Below are 16,037 nucleotides of genomic sequence, written 5' to 3' on the forward strand. Positions count from 1 at the left end.
ACCTGTGAGTAGCCCTCAGGTTTAAGCTGGAAGTATCCGTAAATATAAATACTATTATATTTACGAAATACTTAGTTTGAAATGGGGATTGTGCATGAACAGGGAAAAGAAACTAAAAAAACCAGTAGCGAGTTTTATTGTACTAACCAATATCATTTTTCTGCCACTTTTTTTGCTTGTAGGAGCTATAAGTATGTTGGGATTCCCTGCATGGGTTTTTGATGTAATGTTTTGTATATCGTCTTGGTCCTCAACTTTTGCTTTTGCTGTGCTATTTAAAAAAATCTATCCAGGGCAGAGTTTTATACAATTTGTAAAAGACAAGTTCAAGAATAAACTTAAAGTTTCTGTAATTCTTATTGTGAGTATGATTCAAACTTTCATATTTTTAATGATTTTGTTTATCGTGTCTAAAAATAGTGAAGTAGACTCTATTTTTACTGTCTCTTCATGGGGAATGCTAATCTATTTCTTTGTTAAAAACTTTCTTGCGGGGCCATTGGGAGAAGAAATAGGATGGAGAGGTTTTGCACAAATTGAACTCCAAAAGAGGCATTCACCATTAAAAGCTTCGCTAATTATAGGATTTTGGTGGGGGACGTGGCATCTACCTATATGGTTTACTACAGGATTTGTAGGAATTGATTTATTTAAATATATTTTATTTTTTATGATTTCTATCATATCCATTAAAATTGTCATGACAGCATTCTATAACTTAAATCAAAATTTAATCATTCCAATCATTATCCACCAATTCTTTAATTTTTTTATCGGCATAATAAACGGAAATTTAATCGATTTAATTATGTATAACGCGATTTTTTATTTAGTAGTTGCAGTTTTTATGATTGTTATAAATCCAAAGAGAGTACTGTATGGAAGGAAAGGAGAAATAGAAGATGTTGAAATTACAAGGAAAATACAATGAAGCGAAAGTATTTACTACTAACGTAGAAGAAACAGCAGCAGGTCAAATTATTGATCTTTGTAACCAAGAATTCGTAAAGGATAGCAAGATTCGTATTATGCCAGATACACATGCGGGAGCAGGGTGTACTATTGGGACAACAATGACAATTCAAGATAAAATCGTTCCTAATCTAGTAGGGGTAGATATTGGTTGTGGCATGGAAGTAGTAGTAATCGACAAGAAAAAAGAAGAAATCAACTTCGATCACTTAGACGAAACAATTCGTCAATTTGTCCCAAGTGGTTTTCGTATTCGAGATAAGGAACATCGATTTTCAAAAATGATTGATTTTGATAGTGTAAGAGCTCCATTCACATTACAACGTGCTCAAAAGAGTATTGGTACGCTTGGTGGTGGAAATCATTTTGTCGAACTGAATGAGGATGATAAGGGGAATGTATTCATTGTCATTCATAGTGGTTCTCGTAATTTAGGTAAACAAATAGCAGAGTATTATCAAAATCTTGCTTATGAGCAACTTATCAACGTTAAATCTATTAAAGAGGAAATCATTGAACGTTTAACAAAAGAAGGCAGACAAAAAGAAATACATGAAGCTATACGTGGAATTAAGAGACCGACGATTCGCAAAGAGTTAGCTTATTTAGAAGGACAAAGATTTAAAGATTACATGAATGATATGAAGATTGCTCAAAGATATGCGGAGTTAAATCGTAAAGCAATGATGGATGAAATCGTCACTAGAATGGATTGGAAAGTAATAGATCAATTCACTACAATTCATAACTACATCGATATGGAAAATATGATTTTACGAAAAGGTGCTATTTCAGCTCAGAAAGATGAACGAGTAATCATTCCAATTAACATGAGAGACGGTTCAATCATTGCATTGGGTAAAGGAAATGCAGATTGGAACTTTTCTGGACCGCATGGAGCGGGGCGCATTATGAGCCGTAAGAAAGCTAAAGAATTACTTAACTTAGAGGATTTTCAAAATACAATGAAATCAGTTTGGACTACATCTGTTGCAGAAAGTACTTTAGATGAAGCTCCAATGGTATATAAGCCAATAGATGAAATTGTTGAGAATACAAAAGAAACAATTGATATCAAACATATTATTAAGCCGATTTACAATTTTAAGGCTAATTAAAAGATGAGTAACCTGTATTGTAATGAAATATAGTATTGGAAAGTGGTCAGTATATTACTATTGGGAGTAGAGTAGGAGGATTATGAAAAATAATGTAAATGTTTATATAGGGGTAGCAGCGCATGCCCATCAACTTAAGAAATCCGACTACCCCCAAGTGTAAAAAAACGTTATTCTTTCTAAACAAGCTATATTTAGAAAGAATAAAGTTTTTTATGAATCTTTCTATTCAAGGTGAACCACAATTATTTGGTAATTAATTGTGGGTTTGAAAGAAAGTTGAATCGTTTATAACAAAATTTAACCGTTTTGAAAAAAGACTAACTTTTTATAAAAAAATCGTGCCTTTTTATAGAAATGAACCATAGGACCTTTTTATTTCTTAATTAATGTGATATATTTTTATCATAAAGAGCGAAATACATCACGCAGGAGGGATTAAATGAAAAATAAATTATCTTATTTGGGGTTTCTCGGTTTTTTTGGCTTTTTAAGCCCGTTCTCATTTTTAGGTGATTATTCATCGGTTGTAGGTTATTTTTTCGGTTTCTTTTTCTTCTTTATGTATGCAAAGGTTGTACCCGATGAGCTCTTTATACAGCATGTTCGTATCGCCGCTACAAGAGCATTTTTCGTAGCACTCATACTGGGCATTATAGTAACATTAAGTGTTTTGATTTTGGAAAATTTAGCTGTAATTAGATTCCTTGTTACAATTTCGCTTTTCATACCATTCGGTACATTCCTAATTAGTCTTGAAATATTTGAACATAGAGAAAAGAAAGGGATGCAAAATGCCAATTAAGACTCGAATGAAAGAATATAGGGTAAGGCTAAATATGTCTCAAGAAGATTTAGCTAACAAGGTTGGTGTTAGAAGAGAAACGATTGGTAATCTCGAAAATGGTAAATATAATCCTTCATTCAAACTTACTTATGATATTGCGAAAGTTTTAAAAGCACCTATTGAAGTGCTGTTTTGGTTTGAAGAATAAGTTAATTTTAGTGCAAGTAAGTAAACATTCCTATTAGGGGTCACTATCAAGTTAAGATAATTGTGTATCCATAGCATTAAAAAAACGCTATTCTTTCAGTAGAATCATGGGAAAGGATGGCGTTTTTTATGAATTTTTCGATTCAAGATGAATTTCATTTGTTCGCTGAAGAACTACAGCGATATCTATCTCCACATATTCTTCAACAACTTGCACAAGAGACAGGTTTTGTAAAACGTAAAAGTAAATATGGCTCACAAGATTTGGCTGCTTTATGTATTTGGATCAGCCAACATGTAGCAAGCGATTCCCTCACTCGATTATGTAGTCAACTTTATGCGAATACAGCTACACTCATGAGTACAGAAGGACTTAATCAACGTTTTAACCGATACGCTGTTTTATTTCTACAGCGTGTATTTTCCCTTTTAATCAAAAGCAAACTAAACGATTCGTCTCGAATCTCAAACCAATACACCTCTTATTTTCAACGTATACGTATTTTAGATGCTACTATTTTTCAAGTACCCAATCATTTAGCTCCTATTTATCCTGGTTCAGGAGGGTGTGCACAAACAGCCGGTATTAAGATTCAACTAGAGTATGATTTACATAGTGGGAAATTCCTCAATTTTCAAATGGAACCAGGTAAAAATAATGATAAAACCTTTGGAACAGAGTGTTTGGATACCTTACGATCAGGAGATTTAGGATACTTTTCTCTAAAAGATTTAGACCAGATGGATCAACGAGGGGTATTCTATGTTTCACGGTTGAAATTAAATAATAGAGTATATGTAAAAAATGAATCTCCAGAATTCTTTCGGGATGGGACAGTAAAAAAGCAATCTTTATATGTTTTACTTAACCTTGAAGATATCATGCATCAGATAAAACCAGGGGACACTTATGAAATTCGGAATGCCTATATTGGACAACAAAAATTACCCTCACGAGTTGTAATATACAGACTTACATCAACTCAAATTCAAAAGCGTAGGAAACAGCAATCTTATGTTGAAAAGAAAAAAGGAGTTACATACTCTGAAAAAAGTAAACGTTTAACAGAAATCAATATTTATATTACCAACATACCATGGGAAATTGTTCCGATGGAACAGATTCATTATATCTACTCACTACGTTGGCAAATAGAGATTGTATTTAAAACATGGAAATCTCTTTTTGGTATCAATCAATGTCACAATATTAAGCGAGAGCGTCTAGAATGTCATCTTTATGGACAGTTAATCGCTATTTTTCTTTGTTCTTCCACTATGTTCAAAATGCGACAGCTGTTACTACAGAAAAAACAAAAAGAATTAAGTGAATATAAAGCAATTTATATGATTCAAGATCATCTGTACTTAGTATATGAAGCTATACAAAAAGACACCCAAGAAGTATCAAAAATTTTCCTTCGTCTGTTTGATCTCTTACAGAAAAACGGACGAAAATCCCATCGATATGAGAAAAAGACAGTCTTTGATATTTTAGGCGTTGTTTATCAGTGCACTGTATCCAATCTAAAGCAGAAAACTGCATAACCTTTAAAAATACACCTTATCAAGGTTTATTTGGAATGCGTATTTTTAAAAACAAATAAACAAAATAGCAAGCATGTAGGCAACAAGAACGGAAGCTCATGGAATACCTAACCTTAGCTTGATGGCGATGGGGTAGCAGCGGCTATAAGCATTTTTATCCTTTCTATAATTTTCCTTTATTTTAATCCTTACAGTAATCAAATCACTATGAATTTTCTGCGTGAAGTATAAAAAACAGCCATTCCTTAGTGAAACGGCTGTTTTCGTAATTCAATAAAAGCCCCCAGATTGCGGTAGATATTTTTAAATATTATTTTGTTTTTTTTGACTTGATTATAATAAAAGACGGACTTCGCGATTCGTTTATTAAATCTGGCATTTTCTCTATCCCTGCCAAAGTTGATTGTGGTTCGATTATTTTATCCAGCGAAAGCCCGTGTTCAATCAAAGTATTTATTAATGTGGCAACAGTTCTATGATAAATAACCACACTATCGTCAACAAACCAGTTGTGTACTCTGATTCCTTCTTCTTGATAATTATCTAATGCCCAGTGTGATTTATTACCATCCTCAGTTTTTATCCAATGGTTGCTTCCTTTGCGAGCTGTTGCTATTGGATGTTCGGTTGAAAAGATAAATTCACCACTGCTTTTTAATAGTTTATTAATCTTTTGAATCATTGCCGAGTAATCTTCAATGTAATGTATAGAGAGGGAACTTATAATCAGGTCGAACTTTTGATTGGTTAGTCCCATATCCTCCATAGGAAGACACATAAATTCTATGTTATCATCCTGGTTTAACTTTTTAGCACGTTCAATCATATTTTTGGATATGTCTACACCTATTACGTTTTTTGCACCATTTTCTATACAATACTTTGAAAAATGACCATCACCGCAACCCAAGTCTAATACCGATTTTCCTTTCAAACACAGAATTAATGATTTGATTGCTGGCTGTTCTATGAAGTCATTAGCGTTTATTCCACTTTCACGCAATGCTGTGTAGTTTTTGAAGAAATTCGGATTATCGTAAATATTTTGTTTCACTTACATCACTCCTCAGATAAGGTTTTCATAGATTAAGCTGACTTCTGTTTCCAAATTATCATATTAACCATAAAAATTTTGTCATCCTTTTATTATAGTAATGGTTTTTAGGGAGATATCTCGAACTCAATACTTTCACAATCCTGCCCGTTTGCTGAATAATCTGCTGTAAATACTATACCGTATTAAGAAAATTAACCTTTATTTTAATTATAAGCAACAATCTTTACGAAAAGAGCCTTTTATTTTTTATTAAGCTATTGAAACGATAGTGAAGGGACGAGAGCGTAATGAAGCGAGAACTATCGAAATTAGCGGATGTACTAGTCAATCATTCGACTAAAGTGCAGCCTGGTGATCATGTGTTAATTCAAAGTGTTACTGAAATAGATCCCGCAGTAGTTCGTGAAATTATTAAGTCTGTGGAAAAAGCAGGGGGATATGCGCATGTATCAATGCGCGATGTTTCTGTTACGAGGCAATTGATTTTGTCAGGGTCTGAAGAACAATTTAAGTTATTCGCAGATTGGGAGTGTTATCGCTTAAGTAAGATGCAAGTATATATTAATCTCCGTATTCCTAGAAATGCATATGAATTAGCAGATGTACCATCAGAAAAAATGAAATTATATCAAAAGATATTTGGAAAAGCTCATAGTGAAGCAGTGTATAAAACAAGATGGGTGACAACAAGAATCCCGAATGCGGCGTCTGCGCAAGAAGCGAATATGAGTACTAAGGCTTATGAAAAATTTTATTATGATGTATGTACGTTAGATTACAATAAAATGTCGAAAGCAATGAATCCGTTAAAAGAATTAATGGAAAAGACAAAGCAAGTTAGGATTATTGGAGAAGGTACGGATTTGAAGTTTTCAATTGAAGAAATTGGCGTTTTAAAAGGAGATGGAACGGATAATATACCTGATGGTGAAGTGTATACAGCACCTGCCAAAGATTCAGTAAATGGAGTAATAACATTTAACATAGTCTCCGTTCAACAAGGTTATGCGTTTCAAAATATAAAGTTACATATGAAACAGGGTAAAATAATAGATGCATATGCAAACGATACAGAGCGAATAAATCAAATTCTTAATACGGATGAGGGAGCAAGATATATTGGAGAATTTGCACTAGCGTTTAATCCTTATATACTACACCCGATGAATAATACGTTATTTGATGAAAAAATAAATGGTAGTTATCATATAGCAATTGGAGATTCGCTACAAGGTGCAGACAACGGGAATAAATCAGCGATACACTGGGATTTAGTAAACATTCAAAGGCCAGAGTATGGTGGTGGTGAAATTTGGTTTGATGATGTACTGATAAGAAAAGATGGACGTTTTATTTTACAAGAGTTGTTCGGATTAAATGAAGAAAATTTGAAAAGATAAAAACTACGTTTATTTAAGTAGGCTACATAAAATAATCAATCTTTTTCATAAAAACTTAAGGAAGCCAAAAGAACCCCGCACATTTTAATCAAAATGTGTGGGGTTCTTCTTTTTATAAAATAAATATTTGTAGTGTGGAATATATCCAATTGATTAACCAAACTAGTATTTTAGGGGCATTAACTGAAACCATAAATATAACCTCATGTCTATCTTGTTGATGAATTTCATTGTCCTCGGATAAAAAACAGTAAACCTCTTAAGTATGTAGCACTTTGATTTTTATTACAATTTTGTAAGGTTAAGTAATGAAAATCGATAGAACGGGATATTAGAATGGGATACTCTAATTGATGGGTAGAATATTCTGAAAAAAGGGTGAGGCAAATGAAGAGTAGACAAAAAGCATCGATAATATGCAAAAGTATTTTATGTTTAATTATTTGCATATTTATTACGAATGAAGCATGGTTTACAAATGTGGCGAGGGCAGAATCGGGCACGTTGACTGATAGGAGTATAGAGGATTTCAAAAAAAAGCTGGATGAACAGGTACCAAAATGGCAGGGGAATTATGAGGTACCAGGGGTTGCAATAGGGATTGTACATGAGGGGCGCATTGCTTATACACTAAACTACGGTTATGTAGATAAAAAGACAAAAAAAGCGGTGAGTGATGATACATTGTTTCAAGCTGGTTCCATATCTAAAAATCTTACAGCGTGGGGAATCTTGCATCTTGTAGATGAAGGGCGTTTATCACTAGATGATCCCGTTGGAAAATATTTGACTAAATGGAAATTACCTAATTCAGAGTTTAATAATAATGAAGTCACAATAAGAAGATTGTTAAGCCATACAGCAGGACTGTCTGCACATAAAGGATACCTTGGGGTTGCACCAGGGAAAAATCTTAATTCTATTGCGGAGTCTCTGTCTGGAAAAGGTTGGCTTAATGAACAAGTAGAGGTTACCAATAAACCAGGTTCAGAAACAATTTACTCTGGTGGCGGATATACAATTTTACAACTTGTAATTGAAGAGGTTACCGGAATACCTTTTGATCGTTATATGGAAGAACAAATTATGAAACCTTTAGGAATGAAATCTAGTTCATTCTTACAACGCCCTGAAAATCATAACCTTTCGAAAGCTTATGGATATTTTGGAGAGGAGCTCCCTAGTTACCAATTTACCGAACAGGCTGCTGCAGGTCTCAAGACAAATGTTACGGATATGATGACATTGATACTTGCAAGTATGGATACAAATAATAAAGGGAATGGTGTCATCAAAAGTGGACGTGTTGAGGAAATGCAAAAGCCAGTATTAGGGGAGAATGGTTTAGGTATATTTGAAAAAAAACTATCTAATCAATGGAAATTAATTTATCATTCTGGTGACAATCGAGGCTGGCATTCTTTTTATGGTTTCATTCCTAATACAAAGGATGGATTGGTAATCCTTACAAATGGTGAAGGTGGTATAGACTTACGACAGGATATTTACCACGCCTGGATGGAATATGAAACTGGAAAATTACCTGAAAGTTACTTCTCTCTAGCTGAGCAGAGAAAAAGTAATTCCATTACATCAATTGTTATTGGAGCCACACTTAGTGTATATTTACTGCTATTTGTGATTAGATTGTACAAAAGTAGAAGAACTTTCATTTTTAAGCAAGAGAAGAAACCTTACATAAGATTAGTAGTTAGGGTATTTTTACTTAGTATTACTGCTATGCTTGTATTTGGAGCTGCCTATTTGTGGAGGATTTTCAGTTTGAATTCTGGTAATACAATAAATTTTATTCTAATAATGGCGTGGGTTATAACATTATTAATTAGTGGCTTTTTCCCGAAAATTAGAAGTAATAAAAAACAACGTATGAAACTAAAAGATTTAACATCAAAATTTACATTTATGTAATGTTAAAGGCTAGAAAGCTAGATTGGCGTGAATCTCGAATTGTGGAGTGCAATGAAAAGACAAAATCTCTTAAAAAACACTTAATTTTTTACCCAATCTACCTTTACAATCGCTCCCTATAATATGAATTGGACAAGCATCTAAGAGAAAGCAGAACATGTCAGTTTCTACATTCTGTTATTAGGGGGAGAGTTTGAGTGAAAAAGACAGTTGCTTCGTTAGCAGTTATGGCGGCACTATTGCCGACGTTTTCAGTGCATGCGGAAGGAAAAGAGCAAGTCCGAAAATCAGCTACAACTTTTAATGTTATTAGTGATATTCAAGGGGATTTAGGGGATTTTGATCACGTATTAAAAGATATGAACAAAGTGACACCACTTTCTAGAGCGCTTATTATGAATGGGGATATAACACCAACTGGACAGCAGTCACAATATGATGATGTAAAGCGCGTGCTAAACAAAAATAAGCATCCGGAAAATGTATGGTCAACTGTTGGGAATCATGAATTTTACGCTGGTAAATGGACAGCTGATGGGAAACTCTCTCAAAATACATGGCCAAATGGTGTAACGGAAGAGACATTGTTTAATCGATATTTAAAATTTAGCGGACAAGATAAGGTATATCATAAAAAAGAATTAGATGGTTATCCGCTTTTATTTTTAGGAACTGAAAAATATATGAAATACCACGATTCAAAAATGTGGGATGAAGTATATATGAGTGATGAGCAATTAGGATGGTTAAAACAAAATTTAGAAGAGTATAGTCAAAAAGATAAAAATAAGCCGATTTTCATTTTCTCTCATCACGTTTTACCTGATACAGTATCTGGATCAAGACAAAATCCGTATTTACAAGATTATTTAAACGTGGATAAATTGTACGATATATTAAAAGATTACCCGCAAGTTGTCTTTTTCACGAGCCATACGCACTGGGATTTAAATTTACCAGACTGGGCTGGTAAAAAGAAAATTGCAGGCGGAGATGAAAAAGGATTTACAGTTGTAAATACGGGCGGCATTGAAACAGGATGGAGGTCAGCTGGTCCAAATGGCGGCGAGATTCATGCTCCGGATGGATCTTCTTTTAAACAAGGGTTGCAAGTGAAAGCATATGGTAACGATGTTGTCGTAACGGCTTACGATTATAAACGTGATAAAGGTATAAAGAACTTATTAATTAGTGATGCAAAAATTGCACAAATGGCACCAGATGTAACGGCTGATGATAGTAAAAACGTAATCGTTGGTGCAACAGAGTATATGGAGTACAATGTAGAAGGAACGAATGAGTGGTACACGTACAATAAAGCGAATCCTCCAAAATTTGATGGGGACAAAATTGTACACGTACGTCATAAAGGCGAAATGAATTTAGAGCCAGGATTAACACAGCTTCTTCGATTTTCGGCAAATAAGTGATTAGTAAGGGCCTACTTTTTAATGAGTGGGCTCTTTTGTGTTGTCTTTTTTTGTCGGTAAGTCGATATATTTCAAGTTATGAACGATATATTTGAAAAAATCGTTCATATAAACTTCATGTACCGAAATAAAGTGAAAGTTATTAATGTAATTTCACGTACCGTATTGGAGTTAAAATTATTAATACAATTCCATTCACAAAAACCGAATTCCAATACATTTTTCCACCAGAAAGGTGACTTCATCATTTTTACATGTAATAATAGTATCGTTACATACATTGTGAAAGAAGTACAAAAGGAGCGTTATTGATGAATTTAGCTAAATTTCCGAGAAAAAAATATACAGAATCATATACACCAATTGAAAAATTAAACAATTTTTCTGAAGCACTTGGTGGGCCAACTATTTATTTTAAACGAGATGATTTACTTGGTTTAACAGCTGGCGGTAATAAGACGAGAAAGTTAGAGTTTCTAGTTGCGGATGCACAGGCAAAGGGTGCAGATACGTTAATTACAGCTGGTGGTATTCAGTCAAACCATTGCCGTCTAACACTTGCAGCTGCGGTAAAAGAAAAAATGAAATGTATTCTTGTGCTAGAAGAAGGGCTTGAGCCAGAAGAAAAGCCAGACTTTAACGGAAACTATTTCTTATATCATTTATTAGGTGCTGAAAACGTAATTGTTGTGCCAAACGGAGCAGATCTTATGGAAGAGATGCATAAAGTAGCGAAAGAAGTTAGTGAAAAAGGTAATACACCATATGTAATACCAGTTGGTGGATCAAATCCTACTGGTGCAATGGGATACATTGCTTGTGCGCAAGAAATTATGGCGCAATCATTCGAGCAAGGAATTGATTTCAGTTCAGTTGTTTGTGTAAGTGGTAGCGCTGGTATGCATGCTGGTTTAATTACTGGTTTTTCCGGAACACAAAGTAAAATTCCTGTAATCGGAATTAACGTAAGTAGAGGAAAAGCGGAGCAAGAAGAGAAAGTAGCAAAACTTGTAGATGAAACTTCAGCTCACGTTGGTATCCCAAACTCTATTCCACGCGAGGCAGTTACATGCTTTGATGAATATGTAGGACCAGGATACGCTTTACCAACACCAGAAATGGTTGAAGCAGTACAGTTACTTGCGAAAACAGAAGGTATTTTACTTGACCCAGTTTATACAGGTAAAGCAGTAGCAGGATTAATTGATTTAATTAGAAAAGGCAAATTTAATAAAGAAGACAACATTTTATTCGTACATTCAGGTGGTTCACCAGCTTTATATGCGAATACGTCTCTATTTGCGTAAGTGTAAAAAGCATTGGGTATCCAATGCTTTTTGTTTTGAATTAATGTTGAAATTTGATACAATTTCGTGAATATGCGATGATTTTTCAACATTCAACGGTAAACAACGATATATAAAGGAGATTGATGTATGACAGAATTTTGGGAAGCAAGTTTTATAGAAAATCAAATGATGTGGGGATTTGAAGCTGCAGATTCCGCAATTTTGACGAAGGATTTTTTCCTTGAAAAGAAAGTGAAGGATATATTGATTCCTGGTATTGGATATGGAAGAAATGCAAAGGTTTTTATTGATAACGAAATACAAGTAACAGGTATTGAAATTTCAAAAACAGCGATCGAATTGGCGAGGGAAAATGAAATTAATGCTAATTTATTCCATGGTTCAGTTACGGATATGCCTTTTGATAACAAACTGTATGATGGCATATTTTCTTATGCACTTATTCATTTGTTGAATAAGGATGAGAGAGAGAAGTTTATTAAAGATTGTTATAGTCAGTTAAAACCAAACGGATATATGATTTTTACTACTATTTCTAAAGATGCCCCAATGTTTGGGAAGGGGAAACAACTGGGTAAAGACTACTTTGAAATAATGGAAGGGGTAAAAATGTATTTTTATGATGTTGACTCGGTACAACAAGACTTTGGAAAATATGGACTGATAGAAACTACGGAAATTGTGGAGCCACATAAAAATATGGCAAGTAAACCTCCATTTAAATTTATAATGATCAAATGTCAAAAAACACTATAATTACAATTGTGTAAAAAATAGTGAAAGGTTATTTAATAAGCTTGATGTGTAAGCTACTCACTAATTATTCTTTAAAGGCGAAGTAAGGGAAGTCAAATGGCATCCCTTACTTCGCTTAATTTAGTTTAAAACATGTTTTAAACTTCCAATGAATTATTTGTTATATAATGGAATTATTGAAGCGTGAGAGGGGTGATTATATGAGTACAACATTAAGAGGGGTCATATACACAATACTCAGTATTTCTATAATATTAATAATTTTTTTAGGTTACGGATTATATTTGTATTTTAAGTGAAATGATAACCGAACCAAAGGAAAGATAAAATAATTGCTGTATTAAATAACGTAAAGGTTAAACCGATAATAGATAAAATTTTCTTTTCGGTGCGACTACAAAATGAGATAACTGCTAATATAATTGCTATAACAGCGGAAGTTAATATGAAGTACGCGAAAGGAACCACATATTCTACTCCAACTCTGTCTAAAATAGGTGAGAAGAGAAATAGATTAATAGTAACGAATATACTTACAATGAGAAACGTATAACTTTTCCAAGTGTATGTTTTCAGTTGCATGGAATGGCACTCCTTCCTTATTAGTGTTTATATGTAAAATTAAAAGGTACCTTTTATTAAAAAGAGGGGGACTAATATGCGAATTAGAAATTTAACTTTAGTTATTGTTTTTATGTGTATATTCATAGTAACCGGCTGTTCAAATATACTAGGAAATGAAGATCAAAGAATCGAAGTGCAAAAACATGTTGGTGATGATAAATATGAAGATTTTAAGATAGTGACAGACAATAATCAAGTGTTGCAAGTAAAGAAAATATTAAATGATATTCATTTTGAAAATAAAAAAGTGGAAATGTCTCGTTCAGCTGATTATCACTTTGTTTTTCAATTTGAAAATCCGAAAATAGAGGCGAAAGCTGTGTCATATCAAATTTGGATTAGTCCTAATAAAGATAAAGTAGAAGTAATGGCGGGGGATAATCGGTATGCTCAATTAGAAGGGAAAAATGCAGCCACTTTGTTTGAGATTGTTACGGGAGAAAAGTTAGTTGAATAAAAGTATATGGTACTTAACTTTTTGGTGTTTATTGTAATGATTTATTACTTGTAAGGGACTATTCAATGTGTTGTTCTATTAAAAAACTAAAGTTGATTAATTAAATGCGATAAAATCTTTTTAAAAATAATGAAATTTTAGGAAAAATAAGGTACACTAGTCAATGGTTTTAGTTTAAAATCGATTGACGTTAATGTATACGGGGGAAAGATTGATGAACAATAATCCAATAAATGAATCAGTTGAAGAAGTTGAGAGAAAACGAGTAAGATCAAGCAAACGTTTTACAAATTGGAAGCTTATTGCAGCGGGTGTTGGTGTAATTGTACTTCTCATTGGAGGAATGAGTTATTATCAGGCAACTCACTTCAATTCAAATGTTACGATTAATGACACAAAAGTCGGTGGTCTGAACGCTGATCAGGCAATACAGAAATTAAAAACATCTGGACTAGAAAACAAAGTCTATGTTGATCAACAACAAATTTTAGATGAAAAAGATACAAAAACGGAACTTACGGAAAAAGATTTTCCTCAAGTTAAGAAACTATTAAAAAGCCAGTGGACATTTTTCCCTTCCTCAAAGGAAAAAAAATATTCAGTGCTACCGGAAAAGGCGGATCAGTATCGTAGTGAAACGATGAAAAAACTTGTAGAAGAAAAGCTCATCTCTATGAATGAAAAATTAAAAGCGCCTCAAGATGCTATGGCGAAGCTTGAACAAGGAAAAGTTGTTATTTCGAAGAGCGTTGATGGAAAACAGTATGACGTTACTAGTCTACTGAAAGATTACGACATGCAGAAGTATAAAAGTGAAATTCATCTGAAGTCTACATACATAAAGCCTATTAAAGAAGACGATCCGATTGTCAAAAAAGAGGAGAAAGCACTACAGAATCTTCTTGGGCAGTCTGTTGAGTATAAAGTGCAGAATGAAGTGTATCCTTTAAAAGCGAAAGATTTAATTCAGAATGCCTCTATGTCAAAGGATATGAAAGTTACAATCGATGCGAGCGACATTAAGAATAAGATTGCTGAAATTAATAATGCTAAATCAACATTAAATAAAAATTTCAGCTTTAAAACCCATTCCGGTTCGGTCATATCAGTAAAAGGACAAGGCTACGGCTGGGCACTAGATGTTGAAAAAGAAACAAAACAAGTTCAACAAGCTTTTGAAAAGGGTGAAAAATCGCTATCTGCTTCTAATATCCATGGAAATGGTTGGGAGAAGGAAGGTATCGGTTATGAAACAACATCGAATAATGGCATCGGAGACACGTATGCGGAAGTATCAATTGCAGATCAACAAATTTGGATTTATAAAGATGGGAAATTAGTCGTCACAACAAATGTAGTAACTGGTAAACATAGCACGAGTGAAGATACATCACCAGGTGTGTGGTACGTTCTATATAAACGAACACCATACACGCTGAAAGGCAGCGCAGTAGGTAAAGCTGATTATGCAGTTAAGGTAGATTACTGGGTTCCATTCACAAATAGCGGCCAAGGATTCCATGATGCAGGCTGGCGAAAAGACTGGGCAAATAATGCTTATTTAACAGGGGGATCAGGCGGGTGTGTAAACCTTCTTCCTAATGTTGCAAAAACTGTATATGATAGTTTGAACACTAATGATCCAGTTATTGTGTACTAGAAAATAGCTACGTATCAAGAAATAAATAAAGCAGGAAATCTTATCTGATGGTACATGAAAAAACACCTCTTGAATTCGCATATTTAGTGTGCAAATTCAATGGAGGTGTTTTTTGTTTGAAAACAAGAGTTCATTGCCTATAAGAAACGAAGTAGAAAGAGATTGAGATGATAAATAGATATTCAAATAGTCAATAAAATTGACACTGAATATCATTTTCATTTATTATGAAATCGTCGCATGTAATTGGACATGATTTTTGTGAAAAAGTTTACTTTTTTATTAATATAATAGATTTCTATTAAGGTGTCCCATTTAAGAATTTAAGCGTAGGAAAGGGTAAAATAAAAATGAACTGGAAAAAAGGCGGATTATGGATTATTATTTTTTTCATTGTAAAAGGTACGATTTCTACACTTTTAATAGTTACAGGTGCTAAATATTTTGATTTATCATTTATGCAACTTTTCGTACTAATACTGATCTTATTACTGATTTCTCTCATAAGTCGAAAATTGCTGCATAGACATAAACAAAATAAAAAGCAAAAAGAGCTAAATATATAATGGAGCCCCAGAGACCTTTGGATTTCTGGGGTTTTACTATATATTTAGCTTCTTACTATTTGTGGAAAGTAAAACTCCCAGCTCAAAATTTAGGTGGGTACAGAAGTTTGTTGGGAGCTGATTAAAGTTTCACTTTATTTCATAGTGCATGATCTATGTTGATTAAAGGAAGTCACTGAATTTGTTGCTACAATTATTAAACAAGGACTGAAGAGA

The 16,037-nt window shown here is 33.5% G+C and carries 16 protein-coding genes; 14 read left to right on the forward strand and 2 right to left on the reverse strand.

Annotation, left to right across the window (positions count from 1 at the left end; genetic code table 11):
• The first annotated feature begins 94 nt into the window (after nt 1-94).
• The 5 genes from MKX66_RS04220 (at nt 95) to MKX66_RS04240 (ending at nt 4,632) form a co-directional block, all read left to right on the forward strand.
• On the forward strand, nt 95-931 hold the full coding sequence (locus MKX66_RS04220; protein WP_215589899.1) for a CPBP family intramembrane glutamic endopeptidase: 837 nt from the start codon (nt 95-97) through the stop codon (nt 929-931).
• Nucleotides 903-2,090, forward strand: a complete 1,188-nt coding sequence (locus tag MKX66_RS04225; RefSeq protein ID WP_215589898.1) for an RtcB family protein — start codon at nt 903-905, stop codon at nt 2,088-2,090. Before MKX66_RS04220 ends, MKX66_RS04225 begins: the two co-directional genes overlap by 29 nt.
• Before the next feature lie 442 nt (nt 2,091-2,532).
• Nucleotides 2,533-2,895 (forward strand): DUF3796 domain-containing protein, encoded by a 363-nt coding sequence (locus MKX66_RS04230; RefSeq protein ID WP_088291591.1) that lies wholly within the window; start codon nt 2,533-2,535, stop codon nt 2,893-2,895.
• Entirely contained in the window at nt 2,885-3,085 is a 201-nt protein-coding gene (locus MKX66_RS04235; RefSeq protein ID WP_018783661.1) for a helix-turn-helix transcriptional regulator, read from the forward strand. Before MKX66_RS04230 ends, MKX66_RS04235 begins: the two co-directional genes overlap by 11 nt.
• A 128-nt stretch (nt 3,086-3,213) precedes the next feature.
• Nucleotides 3,214-4,632 (forward strand): IS4 family transposase, encoded by a 1,419-nt coding sequence (locus MKX66_RS04240; protein WP_215589897.1) that lies wholly within the window; start codon nt 3,214-3,216, stop codon nt 4,630-4,632.
• 310 nt (nt 4,633-4,942) lie between these two features.
• Here MKX66_RS04240 and MKX66_RS04245 read toward each other — a convergent pair whose 3' ends face one another.
• Nucleotides 4,943-5,686, reverse strand: coding sequence for a class I SAM-dependent methyltransferase (locus tag MKX66_RS04245; RefSeq protein WP_215589896.1), 744 nt, complete (start codon nt 5,684-5,686; stop codon nt 4,943-4,945).
• 290 nt (nt 5,687-5,976) lie between these two features.
• On the opposite strand from MKX66_RS04245, the gene MKX66_RS04250 reads away from it, so the two are divergent.
• The 6 genes from MKX66_RS04250 (at nt 5,977) to MKX66_RS04275 (ending at nt 12,514) form a co-directional block, all read left to right on the forward strand.
• Complete coding sequence (locus MKX66_RS04250; protein ID WP_215589895.1) at nt 5,977-7,089, forward strand: aminopeptidase; 1,113 nt, start codon at nt 5,977-5,979, stop codon at nt 7,087-7,089.
• 387 nt (nt 7,090-7,476) lie between these two features.
• A complete protein-coding gene (locus MKX66_RS04255) occupies nt 7,477-9,018 on the forward strand; it encodes a serine hydrolase domain-containing protein (RefSeq protein ID WP_341085599.1) in 1,542 nt (513 codons plus the stop codon).
• 197 nt (nt 9,019-9,215) lie between these two features.
• Nucleotides 9,216-10,448 carry a DUF4073 domain-containing protein gene (locus MKX66_RS04260; RefSeq protein WP_341085600.1) on the forward strand — a complete coding sequence of 411 codons (1,233 nt, stop codon included), beginning with the start codon at nt 9,216-9,218 and terminating at the stop codon, nt 10,446-10,448.
• A gap of 78 nt (nt 10,449-10,526) precedes the next feature.
• A complete protein-coding gene (locus MKX66_RS04265; protein WP_341085601.1) occupies nt 10,527-10,760 on the forward strand; it encodes a hypothetical protein in 234 nt (77 codons plus the stop codon).
• Entirely contained in the window at nt 10,760-11,755 is a 996-nt protein-coding gene (locus MKX66_RS04270; protein WP_341085602.1) for a D-cysteine desulfhydrase, read from the forward strand. Before MKX66_RS04265 ends, MKX66_RS04270 begins: the two co-directional genes overlap by 1 nt.
• A gap of 129 nt (nt 11,756-11,884) precedes the next feature.
• The gene (locus MKX66_RS04275) at nt 11,885-12,514 is read left to right on the forward strand and encodes a class I SAM-dependent methyltransferase (protein WP_341085603.1); all 630 of its coding nucleotides are present in this window, start codon (nt 11,885-11,887) and stop codon (nt 12,512-12,514) included.
• A 291-nt stretch (nt 12,515-12,805) separates the two neighbouring features.
• Here the strand turns inward: MKX66_RS04275 and MKX66_RS04280 are convergent, their stop codons facing one another.
• A complete protein-coding gene (locus tag MKX66_RS04280; RefSeq protein WP_341085604.1) occupies nt 12,806-13,096 on the reverse strand; it encodes a hypothetical protein in 291 nt (96 codons plus the stop codon).
• Between the two features lie 76 nt (nt 13,097-13,172).
• On the opposite strand from MKX66_RS04280, the gene MKX66_RS04285 reads away from it, so the two are divergent.
• The 3 genes from MKX66_RS04285 (at nt 13,173) to MKX66_RS04295 (ending at nt 15,821) form a co-directional block, all read left to right on the forward strand.
• Nucleotides 13,173-13,595 carry a hypothetical protein gene (locus MKX66_RS04285; protein WP_341085606.1) on the forward strand — a complete coding sequence of 141 codons (423 nt, stop codon included), beginning with the start codon at nt 13,173-13,175 and terminating at the stop codon, nt 13,593-13,595.
• 214 nt (nt 13,596-13,809) lie between these two features.
• On the forward strand, nt 13,810-15,255 hold the full coding sequence (locus MKX66_RS04290) for a L,D-transpeptidase family protein (RefSeq protein WP_341085607.1): 1,446 nt from the start codon (nt 13,810-13,812) through the stop codon (nt 15,253-15,255).
• 350 nt (nt 15,256-15,605) lie between these two features.
• Nucleotides 15,606-15,821: a hypothetical protein gene (locus tag MKX66_RS04295; RefSeq protein ID WP_002017170.1), complete on the forward strand. Its 216-nt coding sequence runs from the start codon at nt 15,606-15,608 to the stop codon at nt 15,819-15,821.
• Nucleotides 15,822-16,037: the final 216 nt, after the last annotated feature.

The organism is Bacillus sp. FSL R9-9530 (genome assembly GCF_038008145.1).
Taxonomy (GTDB): Bacteria; Bacillota; Bacilli; order Bacillales; family Bacillaceae_G; genus Bacillus_A; species Bacillus_A mycoides.